Genomic DNA, 24,595 nt, shown 5'->3' with positions numbered 1-24,595 from the left:
TTCGTTTGACTCCAGTCGCCTTTGCCTCCCGTCTGGCCGTGGGAGGAATTGCAGTGAGTGAATTGAGTTACGACTATATCGTCGTCGGCGCCGGTTCTTCCGGCTGCGCCGTCGCTGCGCGTCTTTCCGAGAACGGCAGGTTCCGTGTCGCCCTCGTCGAAGCCGGGCCGAAGGACACCAGCCCGTGGATCCATCTGCCGCTCGGCTACGGCAAGACGATGTGGGACGAGCGCGTCAACTGGAAGCTCTACACCCAGCCCGATCCGAACATGAACGGCCGCAGCATCTACTGGCCGCGCGGCAAGGTCCTGGGCGGCAGTTCCGCGATCAACGGGCTGATCGCCATCCGCGGGCAGGCAGAGGATTACGACGAGTGGGCGCGCTATGGCGGCGACCAGTGGAGCTACCGCAACGTGCTCCCTTATTTCCGCCGGCTCGAGACCTTCAACAGCAAGCTCAATCCCGACTATCATGGCACGAGCGGCCCCATCAGCGTCGACCCGATCCGCCGGCCGCATCCGGTGATCGACGCCGTCATCGCCTCGGCCAACCATCTCGGCATTCCGGCCAATGACGATTTCAACGGGCCTCGGCAGGAGGGGGTGGGCTATTACAGCCTGACCACCCGCAACGGCCTGCGCAGCAGCGCGGCGGTGGGCTATCTGCGCCAGGCGCGCGGTCGCTCCAATCTCGACATCCTGACCGACGCCCAGGTCACGCGGGTCCGCTTTGCGGGACGTCGCGCCGAGGGCATCGACTATAGAAGCGGCGGCCGCACGGTGCGTCTCGACGCCCGGCGCGGCGTCATCCTGAGCGCCGGCGCGGTGCACACGCCGCATCTGATGATGCTGTCGGGCATCGGCCCCGCCGCACATCTGAAGGAGCATGGCATGGAGGTGCTGGCGGACAGCCCGGGCGTCGGCGCCGATCTGCAGGATCATCTGCAGCTGCGCCTGATCTATCGCTGCAATAAGCCGATCACGACCAATGACGAACTCAACAGCCTGACCGGCAAGGTGAAGATCGGCCTGCAATGGCTGCTCGCCCGCAGCGGTCCGCTGGCGGTCGGCATCAACCAGGGCGCGCTGTTCACCGCGGTCGCTCCGGGCGAGACGCGCCCCGACGTGCAGTTCCATGTCGCCACCCTGTCGGCCGACATGGCGGGCGGCAAGGTGCATCCGTTCTCCGGCTTCACCATGTCGGTCTGCCAGCTTCGCCCCGAAAGCAGGGGCTCGATCCGCCTCGCCTCGGGCGATCCGACGGCGGCTCCGGCCATCCATCCCAACTATCTGGATACCGAGCTCGACCGCCAGGTGGCGGTCGGCGGCATCCGGCTCGCCCGCCGCATTGCCCGCACCGAGCCGCTCAGCCGGCTCGTCGCCAATGAGGAACTGCCCGGAGGGACCGCCGACAGCGACGAGGCCCTGCTCGATTTCGCGCGTCAGAACGGCGCCACCATTTTCCATCCGACCAGCACCTGCCGGATGGGCCAGGACGACGACAGGGGAGCGGTCGTCGATCCTAACCTGAAGGTGCGCGGGTTCGACGGCCTGTGGGTCGCCGACTGCTCGGTGATGCCCCGCATCGTATCGGGAAACACCAACCTGCCCGCAATCATGATCGGGGAGAAGCTGTCCGATCTTCTTTTGCAATGAATTCGAGGGCTGGGAATTCCAGCACTGGGATTTCCAGCATTGAGAATTCCAACATTGGGAGGAGAACCATGTTGAAGAAAGCTGCAGGCGAGAGGGAGCGCGACGTAAGACGGGTCGTGTTCGCCTCTCTGATTGGCGCGACGATCGAATGGTATGACTTCTTCCTCTATGGGGTCGTCGCCGGCATCGTTTTCAACCAGCTCTATTTCCCGACGCACGATCCGCTGGTTTCGATGGTGCTGGCCTATGCGACCTTCGCGGTGGGCTTCGTGGCGCGCCCGCTCGGCGGCATCGTGTTCGGTCATTTCGGCGACAGGCTCGGCCGCAAGCAGATGCTGGTGCTGACCATCCTGATCATGGGTGTCGCCACCGTGCTGATCGGCCTGCTGCCGACCTATCAGCAGATCGGCGTCGCGGCGCCCATCCTGCTGCTCATCTTGCGCATCGCCCAGGGCATCGGCATAGGCGGCGAATGGGGCGGGGCCGTGCTCATGGCCTATGAATTCGCACCCGAGAACAAGCGCGGCTATTACGCCTCGATCCCGCAGATCGGCCTCGCCATCGGCCTGTGCCTGTCCTCCGGCGTCGTTGCCCTGCTCAGCCTGATGCCCGAGGAAGCCTTCCTCGCCTGGGGCTGGCGCGCTGCTTTCGTCGGCTCGATCGTCCTGATCATCGTCGGCCTCTACATCAGGCTGAAGGTCGCCGAGACGCCGGATTTCGCGGCGGTCAAGGAGGAGCAGCAGGAGGTCAAGATCCCGTTCCTCGAACTGATCCGTACCTATCCGAAGAACATCCTGCTCGGCATGGGCGCGCGCTATATCGACGGTGTCTTCTTCAACGTCTTCGCGGTGTTCTCGATCGTCTATCTGTCGAAGCACGTGAAGGTCGACCGGGCCACGGCGCTCTGGCTGGTGTGCCTGTCGGCGCTGGTGATGGTGGTGGCCATTCCGCTGTTCGGCAAACTGTCCGACCGCTGGGGCCGGCCCAAGACCTACGCCATCGGCAGCCTGCTTCTGGCGCTGGTCACCTTCCCGGCCTTCATGATGATGGGAAGCGGCAATCTCTTGTGGATCGGCCTCGCGCTCGTCGTGCCCTTCGGCATCATCTACGCCATGTGCTACGGCCCCGAGGCCGCGCTGTTCTCGGACCTGTTCGACGTCAAGGTGCGCTACACCGGCATCTCCTTCGTCTACCAGTTCTCCGGCATCTTCGCGAGCGGCATCACCCCGATCGTCGCGACCTATCTCATCGACTTCGGCGATGGCGAGCCATGGCTTCTGGCCGGCTATGTCGTGTTCGCCGCGCTCGTCTCGATGGTCTGCGCCGCCCTCATCCGTCCCGCACCCGAAGCCCGGCCGGCTAGCCAGCCGCTTCGCACATCAACCCGTCAACACCAGCTGAAAGAGAATTTGTCATGAAGATGACCACGGAAGAAGCCTTCGTCAAAGTCCTGCAGATGCATGGCATCGAGCATGCCTTCGGCATCATCGGCTCGGCCATGATGCCGGTGTCCGACCTGTTCCCCAAGGCCGGCATCAAATTCTGGGACTGCGCCCATGAAACCAATGCCGGCATGATGGCCGACGGTTTCAGCCGCGCCACCGGCACCATGTCGATGGCGATCGGCCAGAACGGCCCCGGCGTCACCGGCTTCATCACCGCCATGAAGACCGCCTACTGGAACCACACGCCGCTTTTGATGGTCACGCCGCAGGCGGCCAACAAGACCATCGGCCAGGGCGGCTTCCAGGAAGTCGACCAGATGGCGATGTTCGAGGAGATGGTCTGCTACCAGGAAGAGGTACGCGACCCCTCGCGCATTCCAGAAGTGCTGAACCGCGTCATCGAGAAGGCCTGGCGCGGCTGCGCGCCGGCGCAGATCAACATCCCGCGTGACTTCTGGACCCAGGTCATCGACGTCGACCTGCCGGCGATCGTGCGCTTCGAACGCCCGGCCGGCGGACCGCAGGCGATCGCCGAGGCGGCGAAGCTTCTGTCGGAAGCGAAGTTCCCGGTCATCCTCAACGGCGCCGGCGTCGTCATCGGCAATGCGATTGCCGAATCCATGGCGCTGGCCGAGAAGCTCGACGCGCCGGTCTGCTGCGGCTACCAGCACAACGACGCCTTCCCGGGCAGTCATCGCCTGGCCGTAGGTCCGCTCGGCTACAACGGTTCGAAGGCGGCGATGGAGCTGATCGCCAAGGCAGACGTGGTGCTGGCGCTGGGCACGCGCCTCAACCCGTTCTCGACGTTGCCGGGCTACGGCATCGACTACTGGCCGAAGAACGCCGCCATCATCCAGGTCGACATCAACGCAGACCGCATCGGCCTGACCAAGAAGGTGTCCGTCGGCATCTGCGGTGACGCGAAACAGGTGGCGCGCCAGATCCTCGAAAAGCTCGGCCCATCGGCCGGCAATCAGGGCCGCGACGAGCGCAAGGCGGCGATCCACCAGACCCGCTCGGCCTGGCTGCAGCAGCTGTCGTCGATGGACCACGAGGACGACGATCCGGGTACGGAATGGAATGCGTCGGCGCGCCGTCGCGAGGCCGACCGCATGTCGCCGCGCCAGGCCTGGCGCGCGATCCAGGCAGCCTTGCCGAAGGAAGCGATCATCTCGACCGACATCGGCAACAACTGCGCCATCGGCAATGCCTATCCGAGCTTCGAGCAGGGCCGCAAATATCTGGCGCCCGGCATGTTCGGTCCTTGCGGCTACGGCTTCCCCTCGATCGTCGGCGCCAAGATCGGCTGCCCCGACGTTCCGGTGGTCGGCTTCGCCGGCGACGGCGCTTTCGGCATCTCGATGAACGAGATGGGCGCGATCGGCCGCGAAGGCTGGCCGGCGATCACCATGGTGATCTTCCGCAACTACCAGTGGGGGGCGGAGAAGCGCAACACCACGCTGTGGTACGCCAACAACTTCGTCGGCACCGAGCTCAACCCGAACCTCAGCTACGCCAAGGTGGCCGATGGCTGTGGGCTGAAAGGCGTCGTCGTCGACTCCACGGCCAAGCTCACCGAGGCGCTGGCCAAGGCGATCGAGGACCAGGCCAAGGGCATCACCACCTTCGTCGAGGTGATCCTCAACCAGGAGCTCGGCGAGCCTTTCCGCCGCGACGCGATGAAGAAGCCGGTGCCGGTGGCCGGCATCGACGCCGCCGACATGCGGCCGCAGCAGCGCGCCTGATGTTGCGCAACCTGCCCGGTTCGCCGGGCAGGGCGCTCTATTCCAGGGCAATTGCCTGTCAGTTGCCCCCTCTCCGTCTCGCCCTTTGGGCGAGCCACCTCTCCCCCGCCTTCGGCAGGGGCGAGGAACCGCTGTTGCAACGCCGACGCCTCTCCAGCTTGGATTCCTCTCCCCCGCAAAGCGGGGGAGAGGTGGCTCGGCGAAGCCGAGACGGAGAGGGGGATAGCGCCACACGTGAGGGAATGAAGGAATGAACACCGCCGCCGCGACCCGACGTCTCAACAGCCTGCCTTCGATGGTGCAAGCCTGGTGGCCGGGTCTTGCCGTGACCGGAGCCGTGGCGATTGCGGCGCAGTTCCTGTCGGATCATTATGGCGCGCCGGCGATGCTGATGGCGCTGCTGCTCGGCATTGCCTTCAACTTCCTGTCGGAGGAGGGGCGCTGCGTCGCCGGCATCGACCTCAGCGCCAAGAAGGTGCTGCGCATCGGCGTCGCCCTGCTCGGCATGCGCATCAGCGTCGACCTGCTGGTCGGGCTCGGCGCCAGCACCATCCTGCTGCTGGTCTGTGCCATCGCCGCCACCATCCTGTTCGGCCTTGTCGCCGCCAGGCTGCTCGGCCGGGGCTGGCGGCTTGCGCTGATCACCAGCGGCTCGGTCGCCATCTGCGGCGCGTCGGCCGCCATGGCGATCGCCGCGGTGCTGCCGCGCAACGAATTTTCCGAGCGCAACCTGATCTTCACCGTGCTGTCGGTGACGGTGCTGTCGACGCTGGCCATGATCTTCTATCCGATGATCGCCGAAGGCATCGGCCTCGACGCGCGCGCCACCGGCATCTTCTTCGGCGGCACCATCCACGACGTCGCCCAGGTGGTCGGCGCCGGTTTCTCGGTTTCACCCGAGGCGGGCGAGACCGCCACGCTGGTCAAGCTCATCCGCGTCACCATGCTGGCGCCGGTCGTGCTGGTGTTCTCCCTCGCCACGCGCGGCGCCGGTCCGGTGGGCGAAGCCGGCAAGAGGCCGCCGCTGCTGCCCGGCTTCGTCATCGCCTTCCTGATCCTCGCCGCCGCCAATTCGCTGGGCTTCGTGCCGGAAGCGGTCTCGAAGGCCGGCATGGAGGTGTCGCGCTGGGCGCTGCTGGCCGGCATCGTCGCCGTCGGCATGAAGACCTCGCTGCGCCGCGTGCTCGATGTCGGTGGCGACGCGGTGGCGCTGATCGTCGCCGAGACCGTCTTCATCGGCCTCTTCATCCTCGCCGGCATCTACTATCTGGGACACGCCTGATGAAGCCGCTGGAACGCATCCTCGCCGCCGCCAAGGCATCGCCGCGTCGCATCGTCCTGCCGGAAGGCGAGGACCCGCGCATCGCCGAGGCGGCACTCCGTTCGGTGCGCGAGGGCATTGCCGCGATCACGCTGGTCGGCCGCCGCAATGTTGTGGAGCAAAGGCTTGCCGAGGCCGGTGCCGCGGGTGAGGACATCCGCATCGAGGACCCCGAGACTTCGGCGCTGACCGCGCGCCTGGCAGCGGCCTATCATGCGCTGCGCAAGGACAAGGGCGTCGACGGGGCGCAAGCCTATGCGGCCGTGCGCGCGCCGCTCACCTTCGCCGCCATGATGGTGCGTGAGGGCGAGGCCGACGGCACCGTCGGCGGCGCGGTCGCCACCACCGCCGACACGGTGCGGGCGGCGCTGCAATGCATCGGCCGCGCGCCCGGCGTCGGGCTGGTCTCTTCCTTCTTCCTGATGATGCTGTGCCAGCCCCATCACGTGAAGAAGGGTGCATTCGTCTTCGCCGATTGCGGCCTCGTGGTCGATCCGGATGCCGCCGGCCTTGCCGACATCGCCCGCATGTCGGCGCGCTCCTATCAGGCGCTGGCTCGTGCTGCGCCCAAGGTGGCGATGCTGTCCTTCTCGACCAATGGCAGCGCCGCGCATGAGCGCGTCTCGAAGGTGGTGGAGGCCACCCGTCTCGCCCATGCCGCCGATCCCGAGCTCATCATCGACGGCGAACTGCAGTTCGACACCGCCTTCGTCGAAGCGGTGAGTGCCGCCAAGGCGCCGAATTCGGCGCTGCACGGCGAGGCCAATGTCTTCGTCTTCCCCAATCTCGACGCCGCCAACATCGGCTACAAGATCGCCCAACGCATCGGCGGCGCCACCGCCATCGGGCCGATCCTGCAGGGCTTGGCGAAGCCGGCTAACGATCTGTCGCGCGGATGCAGCGCCGAGGATGTGTTCTCCATGATCGCGGTGACGACGGTGCAGGCGGGTGAGCGCACGGCTTCAACCGGCGCGGCGCGCGTCAGCCGGCATGCCGGTGGAAGCCCGCATGATCAGGTCTAGGTCGATCCGGGTGCGGACCATGAAGTCGGGATCGGAGCGGCTCACCGCATCGACGATGACCTGGCCCGCTGAAACCCCGATTTGCCGTGCGGGAATGCGCACCGTCGTCAATGTCGGCTCCACCTGTGCCGAACCGGCAAAATCGCCGACCCCGATGACGGACAGCGCCTGTGGGATCGAAATTCCCAGTCTGGCGGCGGCATAGATCGCGCCTTGCGCGATGACGTCATTGCCGCAGAGCAGCGCGGTCGGCCTGTCGTCGCGGCCCAGCAGTTCGGCGATGGCGGATTTTGCCTGCGCGATGTTGTAAGGCACCTCGATCCGCCAGTGGTCCTTCAGTTCGACGCCGGCGGCTTGGAAAACCGCGATGGCTCCCGCCTGGCGACCGCGCGCGCGGTCATTGTCGACGGTCGAGGGAAACACCATGCCGATGCGCCGGTGGCCCAGGGCGACAAGATGTTGGGCCGCCAGTTGTCCCGCCTCGCGATTGTCGACGCCTATGCAGGGCAAGGCGGAGTCCGGGGCATAGTTCCAGATCGCCAGCACCGGAACACGCTGCTCGGCGATCATGCGGAAGGTGCCATGGCTGTGATCCAGCCCGATGACGGCCAGCGCGTCGACCCGGTGCTCGAACAGTTTGCGGATCAAGCGGTATTCCGTGTCGAGATCGTAGCCATGGGACGCCAGCAGAAGCGTGAAGCCCTGATCGCTGACCGTGTCGTTGAACGCCTGCGTGACCTCGGCAAAGATCATGTTGGAGATGGTGGGCATCACCAGGCCGATGGTTGCGCTGCGCTTGCCGTGCATCGCTTGCGCGGCGCGGTTGCGGATATAGCCCGATTTCTCGATGGCGAGATCGATCTTTCTGCGGGTGGCCGCGCTCACCAGTTCCGGATGGTTGATGGCCCGCGAAACCGTAGCCGGTGAAACGCCTGCAAGCCGGGCTACGAAAACGATATCTGGCTTAACCATATGATTTTTATCCTGAAATCTATCAAATGATAATTTTCTATGAAAACATTTGCAAGGCTATTTTCATGGCGTAGGCTTTCCTGGTGCATCAAGAGGAGGATGCGCCAAACCGACATTGCAGGCACGTGGGCAAGCCATGGCTGGGCCGCTTCTGGAGCGGCCTTGATCCCGTTTCATTGGCGCGCCGGAAGCAAGGCGAGTAGCAAGGCATGGACATTACGAACGATCTTCAATTGGTCGATGCGATGCTGGCCAGGGCGCGCGCCGCCCAGGCGGCCTACGAGGCGCATGGCAGCCAGCGTCGCTATGACCTTGCGGCGCAGGCCGCGGGCTGGGCGGTCATGCAGCCGGAGCGAAACCGCCAGCTTGCCGAACTGGCGGTTCGCACCACCGGGCTCGGCAATGTCGCCGACAAGATCGCCAAGAACCATCGCAAGACCCTGGGGCTGCTGCGCGATATCCAGGGCATCCGGACCCACGGCGTCCTGTCCGACGATCCGGATACCGGAATAGCCGAAATCGCCCGGCCTATCGGCGTCATCGGCGCAGTGGTTCCTTCCACCAACCCGGTTGCGACGCCGACCAACAACATCGTCAACGCCCTGAAATGCGGCAATGCCATCGTGCTCTCGCCATCGCCGAAGGGGACTGCCTGTTGCGAGATGCTGCTTGCCTTCATCCACGCCGAGTTCGACAAGATCGGGGAGGACCACGACCTCGTGCAGATGCTGCCGGGCGCGGGCAGCAAGGCCAAGACGCAGCGGCTGCTGGAAACCGCCGACCTCGTGGTCGTGACGGGCAGCCAGGACAATGTCCGCAGGGCCTATGAAAGCGGCACGCCGGCGATCGGTGTCGGCGCCGGCAATGTCGCCGTCATCGTCGACGAAACGGCCGACCTGATCGACGCGGCGCGCAAGATCACCCTGTCGAAGACCTTCGACAACGCGACATCCTGTTCGTCGGAGAACGCGCTGATCGTGGTCGATGCGGTCTATGACGACTTCCTGGCCGCGCTTGCCGCCGAAGGCGGCGCGGTGGTTCCGTCCTCGCAAGCGCAAGCGATCGTCTGCCGCCTCTGGCAGGACGGGCATCTGAACCGCGAGGTCATCGCGCAGGATGCCGACGTCATGATCGGCAAGCTGGGGCTTGCCGGCAAGGTTGCGCAAGGCACGCGCTTCGTCGCGGTCGAAACCGAAGGGATCGGGCCTGGGCATCCGCTTTCGGGTGAAAAGCTCAGCCGCGTCGCCGCACTTTACCGGGCCCGCGATTTCGACCACGCGGCAGAGCTGGCCCGCCGCATCCTGCAGCATCAGGGGGCGGGCCATTCCGTCGGTCTGCACTCGCGCGACACCGCACGGCCGGTCGTGCTGGGCAGCAGCCTTCCCGTCTGCCGTGTGATCGTGAACCAGGCCCACAGTTTCGCCACGGGCGGGGCCTTCGACAACGGCCTGCCGTTCTCGCTCTCCATGGGCTGCGGAAGCTGGGGCGGCAACGCGATCGACACCAATCTCCACTGGCGGCATTTCATGCAGCGCACGCGGATCGTGCGGCCGATCCCGCCCAGGGAGCCGACGCTCGAGGAGATCTTTGCCTTCTATTGGCAGGAGGCCGGGAAATGAGGCTCGACCCGCATCGGCCGCCGCGGGGAACGGTCCGGGACTGGCTCGACGATCGCGCCGATCACCAAGGCGATGCCGTCAGTCATCTTTTTCCCTCCGACGGTACGACGCTGACCTGGCGGGCGCTGCGCGACGCGGCCGCCGAGATTGCCGGCAGGCTTGGCGGACTGGGCATCGCGCGGGGCGACAGCGTGGCGCTGATGATGCCCAACAGCCGCCAGGTGGTCCTGGGCCTCTATGGCGTGCTCTATGGTGGCTTCCGCGCCACGATGATCAATCTGGTCGCCGGGGCGGATGCGATCGGCTACGCGCTGTCGCATTCCGGCGCGAAAGCCTTGCTTGTCGATGCCGGGCAGCGACCGTTGCTGGACAGCGCCATGGCCGCTTATCCAGCCTCGCCGATCCTGATCGAAGTCGATGGCGCGTTCCGCTGGCCGGCAGGGACCGAGCGAACCGATCCGCTTGCCCATGGCGCGGAGGACGACGCGCTGCTGATGTACACGTCGGGGACGACGGGGCGGCCGAAGGGCGTGGTTCACAGCCATTCGAGCCTGCTTGCCGGCGGCTGGAATACGGCGGTGGCGCATGAGCTGACGGCGCACGACCGTGCCCTGTGCGTCCTGCCCATCTATCACATCAACGGCCTGTGCGTGACGATCCTCGCCCCGCTGCTGTCGGGCGGTTCGGTCGTGGTCTGCGAACGGTTCTCGGCCAGCCAGTTCTGGGCGATATGCGAGGAGTACAAGGCGACCTGGTTTTCGGTGGTGCCGACGATCATTTCGCACCTCCTGCACGGAGACGGTGAACCGCAATCCTCCTGTCGGGCGCGTATCCGTTTCGGACGCTCCGCCTCCGCGGCGCTTGCGCCGGAAGTCCAGAACGGTTTCGAGCGGCGCTTCGGCATTCCGATCGTCGAAACCATGGGGCTGACGGAAACGGCGGCGCAGATCCTGTCGAATCCGCTGCCGCCGGACCTGCGCAAGATCGGCTCTCCGGGCCGTGCGGTCGGCAACGAGGTTACGGTGCTTTCCCCCGACCTCTCGCCGCTGCCGCCCGGCGCCGAGGGCGAGATCGCGGTGCGTGGCGCGAATGTGATGCGGGGCTATCTCGGCGACAGCGCCGCCACCGCCGCGGCGCTGACCGCGGACGGCTGGCTGCGGACCGGCGACCTCGGGCGCCTGGACGAGGACGGCTATGTCTTCGTGACCGGGCGCCTGAAGGAACTGATCATCAAGGGCGGCGAGAACATTGCGCCACGCGAGATCGACGAGGCGCTCTATTCCCATCCCGATGTCATCGAGGCGGCGGCGTTCGCGCGCAAATGCGACCGATATGGCGAACGTGTCGAAGCGGCCGTCACGCTGCGGCCAGGCTCGACCCTGGCCGTGTCGGAGCTGATCTGCCTTTGCGAACAGAGGTTTGGGAAATTCAAGTCGCCAGAGCGCATCCATGTCATGGCTGCCCTGCCGAAAGGGCCGTCAGGCAAGATCCAGCGGTTGAAACTGGCGCAGATGACGGAATGAAGCCGACCGGGCGTCGGATCTGAAAGGAGCAATGCATCGGGGTCCGACCGGACCCCAAAAGCCGGAAAGCCCGTCGAGGAGGGCGGGTTTTCCTGATCGGAGCGGGAACCGGCCTCGCGAACGAAAGGCCGCAGCTTCCGCCCGAAAATCGTGGGAGGAGACATGTTACGGCTTACCCGTTTCAGGACGACGGACCGCGTCCTGTTCATCATCTGCCTGATGTATCTGGTCACCTACATAGACAGGGTCAACATCAGCACCGCCGCTCCGGCCATGCAGGCCGAACTCGGCCTCTCGAACGTGGAGCTGGGGCTTGCCTTCTCGGCCTTCGCCTACCCCTACGCTCTTTTCCAGATTCTCGGCGGCCGGCTCGGCGACTGGCTGGGCCCGCACAAGACGCTGATCATCTGCGGCAGCATCTGGTCGGCGGCCACGATCATGATCGGCTTCGTCGAGGGCGCGGTTTCGCTGGTCATCGCCAGGATCCTGCTCGGCATCGGCGAAGGATCGGCTTTTCCCACCGCCACACGTGCGCTCTCCAACTGGATGCCCGCGCAAAAGCGCGGCTTTGCCCAAGGCATCACGCATGCCTTCGCCCGCTTCGGCAATGCGCTGAGCCCACCGCTGATCGCATTTCTGGTCATCGCGCTGTCGTGGCGGGATTCCTTCATCATCGTCGGGCTGGTCAGCTTCCTGTGGGTCGTCCTGTGGTGGTGGTACTTCCGCGACGATCCCCGACAGCACAAGGGCGTCACGCAAGAGGAACTGGAGGCGCTGCCGAAGCAGAAGATCGCGGGCGAGCGCAAGAGACTGCCCTGGATACCGCTCCTGAAGCGCATGCTTCCGGTCACCATGACCGACTTCTGTTATGGCTGGATGCTCTGGCTTTTCCTGAACTGGATCCCTTCCTACTTCCTGCACCAGCACCATCTCGACCTGAAGAAATCCGCTTTCTTCTCGGCAGGCGTGTTTCTTGCGGGCGTCGTCGGGGATCTGGTGGGCGGCTGGGCCAGCGACGGCATTCTTCGCAGGACCGGCAATATCGGCTGGGCCCGCATCGGCGTGATCGTCGTCGGTTTCCTCGGCGCTTTCGCCTGCATGCTGCCGGTGATGTTCTCCACCGATCTCGTGACGGTCGCGCTCAGCCTCAGCGCGGCGTTCTTCTTCGCCGAACTGATCGTCGCGCCGATCTGGGCCACGCCGATGGACATCGCCCCCCAATATTCAGGGACGGCGAGCGGGTTCATGAATTTCGGTTTCGGCCTTGCCGGCATGATCTCGCCGGTCGTCTTCGGCCTTACCATCGACCTGACCGGGCGGTGGGACCTGCCGTTCGCGGCTTCCATGGTCCTGCTTTTGCTTGGCGCGTTCATGGCCTTGTGGATCCGCCCCGACCGCCCTTTCCGGGAGGAGCGCAAAACTGACGGTGCTGCCGAACCCGGTGCGGCGACGGCTTGATCCGCCGGAGAACGATTTCTCCGGAACTGCAGCGCCGAGGGAATATTCGCCGCGATGGAGGCGAAGGCAGCATAAGCCGATGGAACACACTGCTCCATCAAGACCGAGGCCGATTGAGACCTCGGTCGGCCGCTGCCGCGGTGAAACCTCCAACCAACACTGGGGCGCTTTTTAGCCCCTCCTGAACTCCACGATCGCCTTCGCCACCGCTGCCGGGTTCTCCAGCGTCGGGAAGTGCGTCTGGCCGGGGATGTGGACGGGGCGGAACCAGGGGTGGCCGGCGGAGTAGTCTTCCTGGAATTTGCGGTATTCGGCCGAGAGCGGCTGGGAGTAGATGTGGATGAGCTCGGGCTGTTTCTTCAGCCCTTCCATACGCTGCAGTGGTGAACCGTACTTGGTGTAGGCCCTAAGGATCTCGCGGCAGGCGCGCATCCACATCGGGCCGGAGAACCAGGCCATTTCCTTCTTCATGTGGTTGATGACGTCGACATTGTCGGTCGTCGCTTCCCATTCGTTGAAGAAGCTGTCGCGGCCTTCCTTGTAGCGCTGCGGGTCCTGCCCGTCCTCGAGCTGCTTGATGAAGCCCGGATGCGGCTGCATCAGCCAGTCGATCAGGATGGTGCGCTCCAGGCCTAGCCGCTCGCACAGGCCGATATTGACCCAGCAGCCGTGCGACGTCGAAACCAGCATCGGGTTCTTCGGCGCCTTGATCTCGATGAAGGCGGCGATGTCGTCGATCAGCTCCTCGGTGCCGAAGTCGCCATGCACGGTCTCGTTGGCGTCATGGCCGCGATAGTCGGGCACCAGCACATGCAACGTCTCGGCCAGCAGCGGCGACAGGTTCTTGAACAGGCGGTTGTCCTGTGCCCAGCCCGACAACAGGATGATGGTGTCGTTGTTCGGGTCGCCGAATTCCAGATAGGCGATCGGATGGTTGTTGATCTGCAAGGTCGGCATCAGGCTTCTCCCGTTTTCTGGACCGGGCATCCTTTGCGCCTGGCTCCATTGCTGGCCATAAGTTATGCGTTCCCTGTGCTATAACGAATGACGTTCTTTTATGAAAAGAGTCGAAGCCTGTCGATGTCAATAGAGAATGTCATTCTTTTTTGGACCGATGGTTCGTTGCGTCGCCGGAGCATGGTCTTTTGTCGGCTGGCCGTTTGACCACCGAAGATTCCGCGCTTAAGCGTAATATTCTGATTTGCGCGAGAGGGGTGATCTTGGCCCGCGTCAAGAATGAATCGGTTCGGCAGGCGATCCTCACATCGGCGGCGTCGCAGATCGCGATGACCAGCTACATGGACACCACGGTCGCCAAGATCGCCAAGGGTGCCGGCATCGCGCCGTCGAACGTCTATGTCTATTTCGAATCGAAGCTGCAGATCTATTTCACCATCTACACGCCCTGGTTCGAAGCGCAGGTGCTGGCGCTGGAGCGCGCCGTGGCACGGCTGAAGACGCCGGAACGCAAGATCCAGCGCCTCGTCGGCGGCCTGCTCAACGACATCGCCGACGACAAGACCGGCTACACCTCTGCCCTGATGGAGGGCCTGGCCATCGTCATGCCGAAGGACAAGTACAAGCCAGATCTGCTGCACTGGGCCGAAAACAAGATCGTGCAGATCGTCTGCAACGCGATCGAGGGCGCCAAGCCGGAAGACCCGCGTCTGCGCGCTTTCGCCCACCTCCTGATGCTGACCTTCGACGGTGTCGCCATGCGCGTGAAATCGCAGCGCGCCGCCAATGAAAGCACCGCCAACAGGAGCGATGTCGAGGAAGCTTTGGTCGGCATGCTGATCGGCGGCCGCTAGAGATTTCGGGCTGCGAGAGCTCGGCCGTTCTGGGCCGCTGCGCCTTCGTCGGCGTTCCGGAATGGATCCCCGACACTCTCCGCTCCCTACGGTCGCTCACGAGGTCGAGGATGACGGCCGTGAGGGGTGCCTTGGCCAATCTCCAACGTCGGTGACGACACCGGCGTTCCCGACTGCGTTGGCATCGGTGTCCTTCGTTGGTCTTGTTGTTGGCGCAAGCGTTCGCGATTTGGGCGCGACAATGGAAACCCGTCATCCTCGACCTCGAAGGGAGCGAAGCGACCGGAGAGTGTCGGGGATCCATTCCGGAACGCTGCAGAACAGGATGCCCGAGCAGGCACATGTCAGGGCTGATTCCCGCCGTTGGCGCGGTCGCCTGTGGATGATTCATTGCGTCGTGTCGACATGCACCGCGGGCTGTCTCCAGCCGCAACCTAGGCTCACTATAAAAGAATGCAATTCGCTATTGACACCCGCTGCGATATCGTCGTTCATTAAAGAACGTCATTCGTTCAAGAGTGCAAACAGGCACCGGGCGATGATGTGGGAACAGCCCCGTCGAGGGCATGGAAGGCAGCGCATCAAGACGCGCCGGAGGAGGACATATGACTTTCACGATAAGCCGCAGGACGTTCCTGGCCGCCGCGGCCCTTGCCCCGGTGACGACGCGCCTGGCGATGGCCGCCGATGGCCCGCTGCGCATCGGCTATTCCATGTGCCTGACCGGGCTGTTCGCGCAGGCCGCGCCTTCGCAGGTCAACGCCTATGAGCTCTGGAAAGACCAGGTCAACGCCGCCGGCGGGCTCGACATCGGCGGCGGCCAGCGTCGTCCGGTCGAGTTCGTCAGCTATGACGACCAGTCCAATCCGGCCAATGCCGTGCGCATCTACGAGAAGCTGATCACGCAGGACAAGGTCGACCTGCTCGCCGCTCCCTGGAGCACGCCGATCCACCTGGCGATCGCGCCGGTGCTGGCCAAGCACAAGTTCCCGATGGTCGGCAACACCGCGGCTTCCGTGAAGCTGCGGGAAGTGAAGCCCGGCTATATCTGGTTCCCCACCGCCGTTATCCCCGACAAGGTCGGCGAAGAGCTCGCCGCTTTCATGGCCAAGGAGAACGTCAAGACGGCGGCTGTCTTCGCCAACGTCCTGCCACTGGCGCAGGAGATCAAGACCTACCTTTTGCCGGCTTTGGAGAGGCACGGCATCAAGCTGGTCGCCAACGAAGACTTCCCGCCCGATATCAAGGACATGACGACGCTGATCAGCGGCGCCAACCAGTCCAACCCGGATGCCTTCATCGTGCTGAGCTATCCGTCGGACACCTTCCTGTTCGCCACCCAGGCCAAGCAGCTCAACGTCAAGGCGCCGTTCGTGCTGTCGCTGATCGGTCCGACGATCCAGGCCTACCAGCAGGCCTTCGGCACGGGTGCCAACAACATCGTGACGGTCGGCCACTGGTCGCCCAACCAGAGCAAGTGGCCGAAGGCCAAGCCGTTCTTCGACGCCTATCTCGCCAAGTACAAGGAAGCGCCCGACGCGCTGGACAGTGTTCTGTCCTTCATGTCGATGGAGATCCTTGAGCAGGCGGTGGCGACGGCCGGCCTCGACAAGGAGAAGCTGCGCGAGACGATCGCGTCCGCGACCTTCGACACCATCAACGGGCCGGTCAAGTTCGACGGCGTCCAGAACACCACGACGCCGACCTCCTTCCTGCAGATCCAGGACGGCAGCCTTGAGCTGGTCTGGCCGGATCAGATCAAGACCAAGGACTTCAGGCCGAAGACCGGCTGGTGAGAGGCCCATGTTCCAACAATTGTTGTTCGCGGCGGTCGTTTCCGGCGCGCTCTACGCGCTCGTCGCTCTTGGCCTGAACCTCGTCTATGGTTCGCTGCGGCTGCTCAACATCGCCCACGGCGATCTGGTCATGATCGGCGCCTATACGGCGTTCTGGTCGTTCACGCTGCTCGGCATCTCGCCGGTCGTCTCACTGGCCACCACGACGGTGCTATGCGCGGCGTTCGGCTTCCTGGTCTATGTCGTGCTGTTGAAGCGGCAGCTCGGTTCGCCGGCGCTGGCGCAGCGGCTGGAAGCCAATTCTCTCATCATCTTCTATGGCCTGTCGGTGATCCTGCAGAACGGCGCCTCGCTGGCCTTCAGCGCCACCTCGCGCGGCTACCAGTTCCTCGACGGCGTCCATAGCTTCGCCGGTGTTTCCGCCACCGGCAGCATGCTCTTGCTGCTCGGCGTCGCCGCCGCCATCACGCTTGGCGCGCTCGCCTTCCTGCGCTTCCATGTCGCCGGCTGGAGCTTGCTTGCGGTCATCGAGCGCAAGGATGCGGCAGCCGTCGTCGGCGTCAATGTCGAGCGCGTGCAGATGATCTCGATCTGCGCCGGTTTCGCCATTGCCGGCGTCGCAGGCGTGCTGGTCTCCATGACGCAGCAGATCACGCCCTTCATGGGCTTTCCCTTCACCATCGCCGCCTTCGTCGTCGTCATCATGGGCGGGCTTGGCAACATCGCAGCCGGCATCGCCGCAGGCTTCGTGCTCGGCTTCGTCGAGACCTTCGGCGTCGCGCTGACCTCCGCGACCTATCGGTCGATCCTCATCTACGGCATCTTCGTCGGCGTGCTTCTGCTGCGCCCGCAGGGCCTGTTCGGCAAGGCGGTGCAGGCACGATGACCGGCAAGCCTTTCCTGATCGCCGCCTTCGCCGTGGTGGCCGGCCTGCTGGCGCTGGTGCCGCAGCTCGGGTCCGAATACTGGCTGGGCGTTGCCTTCATCGTCGCCATGTGGATCGCTCTCATCCAGAGCTGGTCGCTGCTGTCGGCGACGACGGGCTACATCTCGCTAGGCCATGCCGTTTTCTACGGCATCGGCGCCTATGTGCTGGTCGTCAGCCTGGACTGGATGTCGGTGCCTTATGCGCTGGCGCTTTCGGGCGCTGCCGCCGGCCTGCTGGCGCTGGTGGTCGGGCTGCCGGTGCTGCGCGTCAAGGGGCCGTACTTCGTCATCCTGACCTTCGGTTTCGCCGAGCTGGTCAAGAACCTGGTCATGCTGCTGGAGACGCGGCTCGGCCAGTTCAGCCGGATGATCTTCGACGCGCCGTCGCTCGAAGCGCTCTACTACGCCATGCTGGCGCTGGCCGTCATCGCCACCGCGCTCGCCGCCTGGACCGCGCAATCGCGCTTCGGCCGCGGGCTCGCCGCCATCCGCGAGAACGAGGTCGCGGCCGAAGCCATCGGCGTGCCGGTGACGCGGCTGAAGCTCTTCGCCTTCGTCGCCTCGGCGATCATCCCGGGCATCGTCGGCGGGCTGCTGGTGCTGCGCACCAGCTATTTCGCCGCCGACCAGGCCTTCGACCCGGCAGTGTCCTTCACCATCGTCACCACGGCCATCGTCGGAGGGCTCGGCCGGGTGTCGGGGCCGCTGCTCGGCACGCTGTTTCTGGTCATCCTGTCCGAGCTTCTGTGGGCGCGCTTTCCGCAGGCCTACATGATGATCCTGGGCGCCCTGCTCATCGTCTTCATCCTGTTCGTTCCGCAAGGGCTGGCCGGCCTGGTGGGCAGGGGGCTGAAACGCTGATGACCATCCTCGATGTCCAGAACGTCTCCAAGCAGTTCGGCGGGCTGAAGGCCCTGCAGGATGTCTCCTTCTCGGTTGACGAAGGCACGATCTTCGGTCTGATGGGCGCCAACGGCGCCGGCAAGACGACCCTGTTCGGCGTCATCGCTGGCCAGATCAGGCCGAATGGCGGATCGATCAGCTTTGCCGGCAAAACGCTGGCCGGGCAGCGGCCCGACCAGATATGCCGCCTCGGTCTCGGCCGGACGTTCCAGATCGTGCGCCCGTTCGGCAATCTCAGCGTGCTCGACAACGTCATCGTCTCGGCCATGTACGGCTCGGCGCGCGCGCACCGGCTGGTGGATGCGACCACCGCCGGGCGCCAGGCGCTGGAGGATGTCGGCCTCGCGCCTCTTGCCGACCAGCTCGCGGCAAGCCTGACCCTGTCCAACCAGAAGCGGCTGGAGATCGCCCGCGCACTGGCGACCGGCGCCAGGCTGGTGCTGCTCGACGAGGTCATGGCCGGGCTCACCGCGACGGAGGTTGCCGAGATGACCGAGACGCTGTTCAGGCTGCGGCAGGAGCGCGGCCTCACCATCCTCATCATCGAGCACGTCATGGGCGCGCTGATGAACCTGTCCGACCGCATCCTGGTGCTGGATCATGGCGTGCCCATCGCCATGGGGCCTCCCGAGCAGGTCGTCGCGGATGAGAACGTCCTGAAGGTGTATTTCGGATGACGGCGCTGCTCGACATCAAGGGCCTCTCCGCCGGCTACGGTCCGGTGGTGATCCTGCGCGACATCAGCCTCGGCGTCGAACCCGGCTCGATCACCGCGCTGGTCGGCCCCAACGGCGCCGGCAAGACGACGCTGATGAAGACCATCCTGGGGCTGATCCGCGCCAACAGCGGCTCGATCGCCTATGACGGCGCCGATATCTCCAGAAGCCCCTCGCACAGCCGTGTCGACGGCGGCATCGCTCTGGTGCCGGAAGGGCGCATGGTGTTCGCCGCGCTGACGGTGGAGCAGAATCTCAGGCTCGGCGCCGTCGTGCCTCGTGCCCATGGCGGCGCGCTGGCAAGGCTGGAGGAGATCTATCGCCAGTTCCCGAGGCTGAAGGAGCGGCGCCGGCAGCTGGCCGGCTCGATGTCCGGCGGCGAACAGCAGATGTTGGCCATCGGCCGCAGCCTGATGGCGAAGCCGCGGCTGATCCTGCTCGACGAGCCGACGCTGGGGCTGGCGCCGATCATGGTCAAGAAGGTGTTCGAGATCATTAGCCAGCTGCGCGCCGACGGCTATACCGTGCTGCTGTCGGAGCAGAATTCGAAGCTGGCGCTCGAAACCGCCGACCATGGCTACATCATCGAAAACGGCATCGTGACGCTGTCGGGGCCGGCACACCAGCTGGTCGACGATCCGGAAGTGAAGCGCCGCTATTTCGGCATGTGACGCGGCATGGCCGCAGGCATGCGGCAAGAGGAGGACAAGATGACAGGCAAACCAACGGCGCTCATCGCCGGCGCGGGCTTCGCGGGGCTGACGGCGGCAACGGCGCTGGCGCAGCGCGACTGGAAGGTCACCGTGTTCGAGCGGCAGGCCGAACTCAGGGCTTCAGGCGCCGGCATCTACATCTGGGAGAACGGCCTGCGCATCCTCGAGGCGCTCGGCCTGGGCGGCCTGTCGAAGAACGCCTATCGCGGCCACGCCATGGAACAGCGCGGCCATGACAATGCCATCCTCGACGATGGCGGCCTGCCGCCGCAGGTGCGGCTGGTCACCCTGCACCGGCGCGACCTGCTCGAAGGCCTGAAGGGTGCCGCCGAAAAAGCCGGGGTGGAGATCCGCACCGGCCATGAGGCGATCGGCGCCGGCGCCCAAGGCGAGCTGCATTTTGCCGGCAATCACGCCGCGCGGGGCGATCTCGTCATCGGCGCCGACGGCGTGTGGTCACCGATCCGCAAGTCGCTCGGCCTCGAGCTCAGCCACCGGCAGACGACGGAGGGCGCAATCCGCACCATCATCGATGGCGGCATCGAGGACCTCGGCCAGGGCGGCGCGGACAAATACATCGAATGCTGGTCGGGCATGCGCCGCTTCCTGATCACCCCGCTGGCCGGGGGCCGGATCTATCTCGCGCTGACCTGTCAGGACACGGACGGGAAGGGCCGCGCCTATCCGCTCGACAAGGAAACCTGGCGCGCCTCGTTCCCCGCCTGGGCACATCTCATCGACCGCATCGGCGATGTGCTGGCCTGGAGCCCTTACAGCATCGTCACCGTGAAATCCTGGTCGGCCGGCCGCGCCGCGATCCTGGGCGACGCAGCACACGCCCAGCCGCCGAATCTCGGGCAGGGCGGCGGCATGGCCATGCAGAGCGCGTTGGCGCTGGCCGCCCATATGGAAGACCTCGCCGACCCGCGCGACATCCCTGCACGGCTGGCCGCATGGGAACAAAACGAACGCCCGCTCGCCGAACATTGCCAGCGCTGGTCGTGTCTCTACGGCGAGGTCTCGACCCTGCCCGACGACGTCCGCGCCCGCGCCGTTCCCAGCGCCATGGCCGACCCGTGGGTGCGTTCGGAACTGCTGCGCGCGGCGAGGAGTGAGCCGACAGGGACGGCGGTTTAGGCGAGGGGGAGCTGGCGTCGTCCATCATCGGTGACGCTCGACAACGACCGTCGGTGTCAGCGCTGCCGTTGGAGATTGGCCGAGACGCCCTTTACAGCCGTCATCCCCGACACTCTCCACTCCCTCCGGTCGCTCCGAGGTCGAGGATGACGAAGTTCCCGGTTCGCCTCTGCGGAACCAGAACAATCCAAGTGCAGGTGGCCGTCTCCGGGAAAAACGGAAACGCTCCAAGGGCCTGTCCTTCAATAAGCCGCCTCGGCGGCCTGAAGTACTTTGGAGCCGTCTCCTGACGAGAACACCTCACGATATTTCTCATAGGTGAGACGGTTCTGGGCGATGGCGTTAACGAGGCGCCGGCAGGCGGTGCGCGATACGTCGCGCGTCGGGATTCTGTGGCGTGCGGCGAAGCGTTTCCTCTCCTCGGCCGGTGCGCGATCCGCATCGTTGATGCAGGTCTCCATCGCGCCTTGCCGGAATGCGGGGCTGGAGCGCATCTGGGCCTGCCCGACCTCATAGCTCTCTCGCGACATGCCGCACCCGGCAACGCTCAGGCCGATGACGATCAGGGCTGCGGAGCGGATCATGTGAAGCCGATCATCTGATTTCCTCATGGTGGTCAGCCTAGGCGATGCCTCTCCGGTTCGAAAGCATCGCGTCATCAACTCTCATTTTGGAGGGAAATATCGGCGATCTCACATGGCCGTCATCGTCAGTTGCTCCCCAAAAGCCCTCTCGATATGGTCCGCGCGGGCGGTTTGATTCTCGATCACGGGGTGTGATCCGTATGCCGTTCTACAAGAAGCTCCTGATCGGACTTGGCGCTGTCGCCGTGGTGGCCGCCATCATCGTCAGCGCGGTGTTTTATTTCACCAGCGGCATCAGCGACGCCGCGACCGACTTCTTCGCCACCACCGCCAGTTCCGGCGCGCCCGCAGCCTACAAGAAGGCAGCGGGCGGCTTCCGGCAGGCCGTTTCGGAGCAGGATTTCGAGGCCATCGTCGATCGTCTCGGGCTCGCCAAATTCAAGAGCGCGTCCTGGCCGACGCGCGAGATGCAGAACGGCCAGGGCAAGGTCGTCGGAACCGTGACGCTGGAAGGCGACGTGACGCTTCCGGCAACGGTCAACCTCGTCAAGAACGAGGCCGGTCAATGGCAGGTGTTCAACTTCGAGCTGGCACCTCCGGGCGCCAACCCCGGCCAGCAGGCGGAACAGCCGAAAGCGCCTGAGCCGCCGAAGCAGGTGGAGCAGACGCCGCCGACACAGCCGCAAGCGCCGAAGGCGGCCGAGCAGAAGATCGAATCCACCGCGCAGGCCGGCGACAGCATCAGCGCCAAAATCGGTGACAAGGACTGGTCGACTTCGGGCACCGGCATGATTGCGGTTACGCTCGGCAACGTCCTGCTGGTTCAGACCACGCCTTCAGTGCAAGGCGATGACATCGATCTCACCACGCTCAAGCTGCAGTTCGACGCGACGTCGCTGCAGGAACAGATGCTGGCACGCGACTGCAACGCCAACGGACCCTGCATCGAGCTGCACGGCGACGGCCACGAATTCCTCATCGACCGCACCTCCAAGGAGCCCGCGGTGCTCAGGATCACCAGGGTCGAAGGCAATTCCATTGAAGGCACATTCTCCGCCGACATGGAATCGCTGGACGGCAAGGCGGCGATCCGCGACGGCCGGTTCCATGTCACGTTGAAGCCAGCGGGCTGATCGGGCGCCGGCGATCCATTGGCCCGGGTGGCCGCGGTCGCTGCAAACGAAGCCACCACCATGCCGCGACAGGCTGTTCGACCCGCGCGGGGTAACAGGCGCTTCAACATCTGTGCTACGCTCCATCAACAACGGAGACGAAGATGATCACCGGGCCTTTATGCAAGGCTGGCCGAGCCTTGGTCGAAGTCAGCCGTGCCAAGCTTGCGGCCAATGCAAACGTCGATGAAAAAGCCATAGAGCACTTCGAACGTGGCATTGACGTCCCGAATGGAGCAGCAATCGACGCCATTCGCGTTGCATTGGAAGAACTTGGGGCGGTTTTTCTTCCTGAGGAAGGCTCCCAGGGCATCGGCGTAAGGCTCAAGTTCAATCGGTCACTCACCAGGCGGCTGAGCGTCCTGGAAGGTGAAGGGGGCACGACAGGGAAGGACGACGTGCCCTGAGACGTTGAAGCCCGCGGGCTGATGTGCGCTGTCTGCCCTGGTGTGGCCGCGCCGCTGCGCATTTTTGCTGGAATTTGCGCTAGTCCTCAATCTTGAACGCCGCCCGTCCGCTCGTCAGATCCGCCACCATGCGTGCCATGCTGTCGGCCTCGCCTTTCGGAACCAGAACCGACAGTTCCGCCCCCGCATCGGTGAATGCCTGGCTGCGAAGCTGCGCGCCGGGAAACGCCTCCAGCCGCGCCTGCAAGAGAGCCAGATCGCCAAACCCGCATCGAACCGTCGCCGCTATCGTGTCGACCAGCGGTATCTTTTCGGCCTCTCGCAAACATAGGGCCGCGGTGCCGCCATACGCCCTGATCAAGCCCCCACTGCCGAGCAGCACACCACCGAACCAGCGCGTGACGATGACAGCGACGCGGTTGAGCGATTGACCGTCGATCGCCTGCAGCATCGGCTTGCCGGCCGTTCCACTGGGTTCCCCGTCATCGCTGAATCGATAGGCTTGTCCGATCCGCCACGCCCAGCAGTTATGGTTCGCGGTCTGGTCTGAATGCGCGGCGATGAATTCCTTCGCGGCGGCTTCATCCGGCACGGGGCCGGCGACCGCGACGAAGCGGCTCTTTTTGATCTCCTGCCGGGCGGTGACGGTCGCGACCAGGGTGCTGAGGTTGCTCATGCCGCCATGTAGCGGCGCTTGCTGCCGTGCTTCAAGACTTGTGACTGCGCAGCCGCAGCCGGCACCCCGGGGATCACATCCGGGAGTGACGCGGGCGGCGCATTTCTCCGCGCTGGGTGCCGATCGCCATCTCGAAACTGTCGGCGATCCGGCGCGCCCGGATGATGAAGGCGTTCGCGGCCCCGGGTGAGCAGAGCTCTTTCGCAGTGGCCTCGAACAGCGCCAGCCAGCGGTCGAAATGCTCGTTTTCGAGCGGGAGTCTCAGATGCGGCCGCATCGGGCGGCCGCTGTATCGGCCCGTGCGCAAGGTCACCGACGACCAGAAGGCTGTGATCTGCGCGATGTGTTCATCCCAATCATGCACCGCTTCGGTGAAAATCGGGCCGATCAGCTCATCCTTGCGGGCACGATCGTAGAACGTGCGGACAAGGCGGGCGATCAGCGCCTCGTCTATGTCCGGATGCGCGATATTTGGGTCAGTGAGGGGATTTTCACTACTCATTCCTGCAGTCTAGCGCCGGGGATGCTTGCCCGCATTTTGCATATTGTCACAGCTCGGCTTGGCTTACCCATCGCGCCGTTGTAGTGCGGGGACGCAATCTGGAGATGGACAGCATGAGCGACGATGTGGTGGTACGCGACAGCAATGGCGCGCAGCTGAACGACGGCGATTCCGTCACGCTGATCAAGGATCTGAAGGTCAAGGGGACCTCCGAGACGATCAAGCGCGGCACACTGGTCAAGAACATCCGCCTGAACGGCAATCCGGGCGAGATCGAAGCCAACACCAAGCAGGTCAAGGGCCTGGTGCTGAAGACCGAATTCGTGAAGAAAGCCTAGGCTGCGAAAGGCGCAGCCACGGCGGCTCGATCTGGCGCAGGGATGCGGGCGGGAAAAAGTGGTGCCGCTTGCGTGACTCGAACACGCGACCCCATCATTACGAATGATGTGCTCTACCGACTGAGCTAAAGCGGCCCGGCGGGCTGGAAACCC

Annotated in this window: 23 protein-coding genes and 1 tRNA gene; 18 read left to right on the top strand and 6 right to left on the bottom strand. The window is 64.8% G+C overall.

The genetic code is table 11. The annotated features are described in order from the left end of the window. The first annotated feature begins 53 nt into the window (after positions 1-53). The 5 genes from AO692_RS21170 to pta all read left to right on the top strand — a co-directional run bounded on the left by AO692_RS21170 (position 54) and on the right by pta (position 7,188). Positions 54-1,655, top strand: coding sequence for a GMC family oxidoreductase N-terminal domain-containing protein (locus AO692_RS21170; RefSeq protein ID WP_054312032.1), 1,602 nt, complete (start codon positions 54-56; stop codon positions 1,653-1,655). 68 nt (positions 1,656-1,723) lie between these two features. After that, positions 1,724-3,073, top strand: coding sequence for an MFS transporter (locus tag AO692_RS21165; RefSeq protein WP_054312031.1), 1,350 nt, complete (start codon positions 1,724-1,726; stop codon positions 3,071-3,073). Further along, entirely contained in the window at positions 3,070-4,845 is a 1,776-nt protein-coding gene (gene xsc, locus AO692_RS21160; protein WP_054312030.1) for a sulfoacetaldehyde acetyltransferase, read from the top strand. Before AO692_RS21165 ends, xsc begins: the two co-directional genes overlap by 4 nt. 295 nt (positions 4,846-5,140) lie before the next feature. After that, positions 5,141-6,127: a YeiH family protein gene (locus AO692_RS21155; protein ID WP_244483454.1), complete on the top strand. Its 987-nt coding sequence runs from the start codon at positions 5,141-5,143 to the stop codon at positions 6,125-6,127. Beyond that, the gene (pta, locus tag AO692_RS21150) at positions 6,127-7,188 is read left to right on the top strand and encodes a phosphate acetyltransferase (protein ID WP_054312028.1); all 1,062 of its coding nucleotides are present in this window, start codon (positions 6,127-6,129) and stop codon (positions 7,186-7,188) included. Before AO692_RS21155 ends, pta begins: the two co-directional genes overlap by 1 nt. Here the strand turns inward: pta and AO692_RS21145 are convergent. Continuing rightward, entirely contained in the window at positions 7,129-8,160 is a 1,032-nt protein-coding gene (locus tag AO692_RS21145; protein WP_054312027.1) for a LacI family DNA-binding transcriptional regulator, read from the bottom strand. The two genes, pta and AO692_RS21145, sit on opposite strands and share 60 nt — an antisense overlap. A gap of 209 nt (positions 8,161-8,369) precedes the next feature. Here AO692_RS21145 and AO692_RS21140 point away from each other — a divergent pair, with 209 nt between their 5' ends. From AO692_RS21140 to AO692_RS21130, 3 genes are all read left to right on the top strand, one after another. Beyond that, on the top strand, positions 8,370-9,779 hold the full coding sequence (locus AO692_RS21140; protein ID WP_054312026.1) for an aldehyde dehydrogenase family protein: 1,410 nt from the start codon (positions 8,370-8,372) through the stop codon (positions 9,777-9,779). Next, positions 9,776-11,302, top strand: a complete 1,527-nt coding sequence (locus AO692_RS21135; RefSeq protein WP_054312025.1) for an AMP-binding protein — start codon at positions 9,776-9,778, stop codon at positions 11,300-11,302. Before AO692_RS21140 ends, AO692_RS21135 begins: the two co-directional genes overlap by 4 nt. Before the next feature lie 162 nt (positions 11,303-11,464). Continuing rightward, positions 11,465-12,760, top strand: a complete 1,296-nt coding sequence (locus AO692_RS21130; RefSeq protein WP_054312024.1) for an MFS transporter — start codon at positions 11,465-11,467, stop codon at positions 12,758-12,760. Between the two features lie 171 nt (positions 12,761-12,931). Here the strand turns inward: AO692_RS21130 and AO692_RS21125 are convergent, their stop codons facing one another. Then, positions 12,932-13,717: an alpha/beta hydrolase gene (locus AO692_RS21125; RefSeq protein ID WP_054312023.1), complete on the bottom strand. Its 786-nt coding sequence runs from the start codon at positions 13,715-13,717 to the stop codon at positions 12,932-12,934. Positions 13,718-13,980: 263 nt separating this feature from the next. Between AO692_RS21125 and AO692_RS21120 the strand changes: the two genes are divergently transcribed. The 7 genes from AO692_RS21120 to AO692_RS21090 all read left to right on the top strand — a co-directional run bounded on the left by AO692_RS21120 (position 13,981) and on the right by AO692_RS21090 (position 20,763). Further along, positions 13,981-14,571, top strand: a complete 591-nt coding sequence (locus AO692_RS21120; protein WP_152979916.1) for a TetR/AcrR family transcriptional regulator — start codon at positions 13,981-13,983, stop codon at positions 14,569-14,571. Positions 14,572-15,176: 605 nt separating this feature from the next. Then, positions 15,177-16,367 (top strand): amino acid ABC transporter substrate-binding protein, encoded by a 1,191-nt coding sequence (locus AO692_RS21115; RefSeq protein WP_054312021.1) that lies wholly within the window; start codon positions 15,177-15,179, stop codon positions 16,365-16,367. A 7-nt stretch (positions 16,368-16,374) separates the two neighbouring features. Further along, positions 16,375-17,253, top strand: a complete 879-nt coding sequence (locus tag AO692_RS21110; protein WP_054312020.1) for a branched-chain amino acid ABC transporter permease — start codon at positions 16,375-16,377, stop codon at positions 17,251-17,253. Next, positions 17,250-18,155 (top strand): branched-chain amino acid ABC transporter permease, encoded by a 906-nt coding sequence (locus tag AO692_RS21105; RefSeq protein WP_054312019.1) that lies wholly within the window; start codon positions 17,250-17,252, stop codon positions 18,153-18,155. The genes AO692_RS21110 and AO692_RS21105 overlap by 4 nt, the downstream gene beginning before the upstream one ends. Then, complete coding sequence (locus AO692_RS21100) at positions 18,155-18,874, top strand: ABC transporter ATP-binding protein (RefSeq protein ID WP_054312018.1); 720 nt, start codon at positions 18,155-18,157, stop codon at positions 18,872-18,874. The genes AO692_RS21105 and AO692_RS21100 overlap by 1 nt, the downstream gene beginning before the upstream one ends. Beyond that, on the top strand, positions 18,871-19,584 hold the full coding sequence (locus AO692_RS21095) for an ABC transporter ATP-binding protein (protein WP_054312017.1): 714 nt from the start codon (positions 18,871-18,873) through the stop codon (positions 19,582-19,584). Before AO692_RS21100 ends, AO692_RS21095 begins: the two co-directional genes overlap by 4 nt. 39 nt (positions 19,585-19,623) lie before the next feature. Continuing rightward, entirely contained in the window at positions 19,624-20,763 is a 1,140-nt protein-coding gene (locus tag AO692_RS21090; RefSeq protein ID WP_054312405.1) for an NAD(P)/FAD-dependent oxidoreductase, read from the top strand. A 242-nt stretch (positions 20,764-21,005) separates the two neighbouring features. Here AO692_RS21090 and AO692_RS21085 read toward each other — a convergent pair whose 3' ends face one another. Continuing rightward, entirely contained in the window at positions 21,006-21,374 is a 369-nt protein-coding gene (locus AO692_RS21085) for a hypothetical protein (protein WP_152979915.1), read from the bottom strand. A 173-nt stretch (positions 21,375-21,547) separates the two neighbouring features. On the opposite strand from AO692_RS21085, the gene AO692_RS21080 reads away from it, so the two are divergent. After that, the gene (locus tag AO692_RS21080) at positions 21,548-22,480 is read left to right on the top strand and encodes a hypothetical protein (RefSeq protein WP_054312015.1); all 933 of its coding nucleotides are present in this window, start codon (positions 21,548-21,550) and stop codon (positions 22,478-22,480) included. Between the two features lie 143 nt (positions 22,481-22,623). Next, a complete protein-coding gene (locus AO692_RS21075; RefSeq protein ID WP_054312014.1) occupies positions 22,624-22,926 on the top strand; it encodes a hypothetical protein in 303 nt (100 codons plus the stop codon). A gap of 79 nt (positions 22,927-23,005) precedes the next feature. Here AO692_RS21075 and AO692_RS21070 read toward each other — a convergent pair whose 3' ends face one another. Then, positions 23,006-23,602: a YigZ family protein gene (locus AO692_RS21070; RefSeq protein WP_054312013.1), complete on the bottom strand. Its 597-nt coding sequence runs from the start codon at positions 23,600-23,602 to the stop codon at positions 23,006-23,008. Between the two features lie 73 nt (positions 23,603-23,675). Further along, complete coding sequence (locus AO692_RS21065) at positions 23,676-24,104, bottom strand: group III truncated hemoglobin (protein ID WP_054312012.1); 429 nt, start codon at positions 24,102-24,104, stop codon at positions 23,676-23,678. Positions 24,105-24,217: 113 nt separating this feature from the next. On the opposite strand from AO692_RS21065, the gene AO692_RS21060 reads away from it, so the two are divergent. Next, positions 24,218-24,442: an alkylphosphonate utilization protein gene (locus tag AO692_RS21060; RefSeq protein ID WP_054312011.1), complete on the top strand. Its 225-nt coding sequence runs from the start codon at positions 24,218-24,220 to the stop codon at positions 24,440-24,442. Between the two features lie 59 nt (positions 24,443-24,501). Here the strand turns inward: AO692_RS21060 and AO692_RS21055 are convergent. After that, positions 24,502-24,577 (bottom strand) — tRNA-Thr (locus AO692_RS21055). Between the last annotated feature and the right edge of the window lie 18 nt (positions 24,578-24,595).

Origin of the sequence: Mesorhizobium sp. 1M-11, from assembly GCF_001303895.1 — a bacterium.
In the GTDB taxonomy this organism is placed as follows: Bacteria; Pseudomonadota; Alphaproteobacteria; order Rhizobiales; family Rhizobiaceae; genus Mesorhizobium.
The sequence above is the reverse complement of the archived record's forward strand: the minus strand, read 5'-3'. Positions and strand labels throughout refer to the sequence as shown.

Bases quoted from the DNA above. Each gene is read 5' to 3' on its own strand.
- AO692_RS21135 (WP_054312025.1), top strand. From the start codon at position 9,776: ATGAGGCTCGACCCGCATCGGCCGCCGCGGGGAACGGTCCGGGACTGG.
- AO692_RS21155 (WP_244483454.1), top strand. From the start codon at position 5,141: ATGGTGCAAGCCTGGTGGCCGGGTCTTGCCGTGACCGGAGCCGTGGCG.
- xsc (WP_054312030.1), top strand. From the start codon at position 3,070: ATGAAGATGACCACGGAAGAAGCCTTCGTCAAAGTCCTGCAGATGCAT.
- AO692_RS21125 (WP_054312023.1), bottom strand. From the start codon at position 13,717: ATGCCGACCTTGCAGATCAACAACCATCCGATCGCCTATCTGGAATTC.
- AO692_RS21065 (WP_054312012.1), bottom strand. From the start codon at position 24,104: ATGAGTAGTGAAAATCCCCTCACTGACCCAAATATCGCGCATCCGGAC.
- AO692_RS21110 (WP_054312020.1), top strand. From the start codon at position 16,375: ATGTTCCAACAATTGTTGTTCGCGGCGGTCGTTTCCGGCGCGCTCTAC.
- AO692_RS21140 (WP_054312026.1), top strand. From the start codon at position 8,370: ATGGACATTACGAACGATCTTCAATTGGTCGATGCGATGCTGGCCAGG.
- AO692_RS21115 (WP_054312021.1), top strand. From the start codon at position 15,177: ATGACTTTCACGATAAGCCGCAGGACGTTCCTGGCCGCCGCGGCCCTT.
- pta (WP_054312028.1), top strand. From the start codon at position 6,127: ATGAAGCCGCTGGAACGCATCCTCGCCGCCGCCAAGGCATCGCCGCGT.
- AO692_RS21085 (WP_152979915.1), bottom strand. From the start codon at position 21,374: ATGAGGAAATCAGATGATCGGCTTCACATGATCCGCTCCGCAGCCCTG.
- AO692_RS21100 (WP_054312018.1), top strand. From the start codon at position 18,155: ATGACCATCCTCGATGTCCAGAACGTCTCCAAGCAGTTCGGCGGGCTG.
- AO692_RS21095 (WP_054312017.1), top strand. From the start codon at position 18,871: ATGACGGCGCTGCTCGACATCAAGGGCCTCTCCGCCGGCTACGGTCCG.
- AO692_RS21090 (WP_054312405.1), top strand. From the start codon at position 19,624: ATGACAGGCAAACCAACGGCGCTCATCGCCGGCGCGGGCTTCGCGGGG.
- AO692_RS21070 (WP_054312013.1), bottom strand. From the start codon at position 23,602: ATGAGCAACCTCAGCACCCTGGTCGCGACCGTCACCGCCCGGCAGGAG.
- AO692_RS21165 (WP_054312031.1), top strand. From the start codon at position 1,724: ATGTTGAAGAAAGCTGCAGGCGAGAGGGAGCGCGACGTAAGACGGGTC.
- AO692_RS21060 (WP_054312011.1), top strand. From the start codon at position 24,218: ATGAGCGACGATGTGGTGGTACGCGACAGCAATGGCGCGCAGCTGAAC.
- AO692_RS21105 (WP_054312019.1), top strand. From the start codon at position 17,250: ATGACCGGCAAGCCTTTCCTGATCGCCGCCTTCGCCGTGGTGGCCGGC.
- AO692_RS21130 (WP_054312024.1), top strand. From the start codon at position 11,465: ATGTTACGGCTTACCCGTTTCAGGACGACGGACCGCGTCCTGTTCATC.
- AO692_RS21080 (WP_054312015.1), top strand. From the start codon at position 21,548: ATGCCGTTCTACAAGAAGCTCCTGATCGGACTTGGCGCTGTCGCCGTG.
- AO692_RS21145 (WP_054312027.1), bottom strand. From the start codon at position 8,160: ATGGTTAAGCCAGATATCGTTTTCGTAGCCCGGCTTGCAGGCGTTTCA.
- AO692_RS21075 (WP_054312014.1), top strand. From the start codon at position 22,624: ATGATCACCGGGCCTTTATGCAAGGCTGGCCGAGCCTTGGTCGAAGTC.